The organism is Vibrio sp. Y176 (assembly GCF_033438945.1).
Map to the genome: position 1 here is coordinate 1 of NZ_JAWOQS010000643.1, position 655 is coordinate 655.

Consider the following 655-nt stretch of genomic DNA (forward strand, 5'->3'; position numbering starts at 1 on the left):
TTCATTAATTTAAAGAGAAATAGGACCGATAGGTCCTATTTTTTTGTCTGAATTTTGCGTTGCTGCATTTCCTCTTCGATAAGAGTTAGTCGATCAAGGATTTGTTCTTGCTGTTCTAATAGCTGTTCTAACATCCGCTCTTTGTTCTTAGAACGGTGATCTTGCTGTTTAGTCGGAGCGGTTAAAATCGACGTAATCACACCAGAGATCATACCGAAGATCCCCACTCCACAAACGATGATGATGACGGCTAAAAACTTTCCTCCAGAGGTCACTGGATAATGATCGCCATAACCCACAGTGGAGATGGTCACAAAGACCCACCACAAAGCATCAGCTCCAGTACGGATGTTCGCAGCTGGGTTTTTGGCTTCGATAAACAGCATGGCGGTGGAACCGAGCGTTATGAGGATCACCATCAACAGCAATATAGAAGCGACGGTCGTTTCTCGGCGGTTTTCTTTGAGCTGATGCAGAATGAACTTTGAAGAGCGCAGCACCAACACCACGCGCAAAATATGAAAGATGCGAGCAAAGCGTAATGGCTCGATCATTGGGATGCTGGCCACAAAATCTATCCAATGCAGCTTAATAAATGAACGTCGATCTGTGGAGCGGATCAAATCAATGGTGAGCTGCAATAGAAAAATACTAC

The 655-nt window shown here is 44.4% G+C and carries 1 protein-coding gene; it reads right to left on the reverse strand.

What is annotated here, in order from left to right; genetic code table 11:
- Positions 1–35: 35 nt before the first annotated feature.
- On the reverse strand, positions 36–655 hold a 620-nt coding region (locus tag R7O13_RS27825), incomplete at its 5' end, for a potassium channel family protein (protein WP_318305320.1).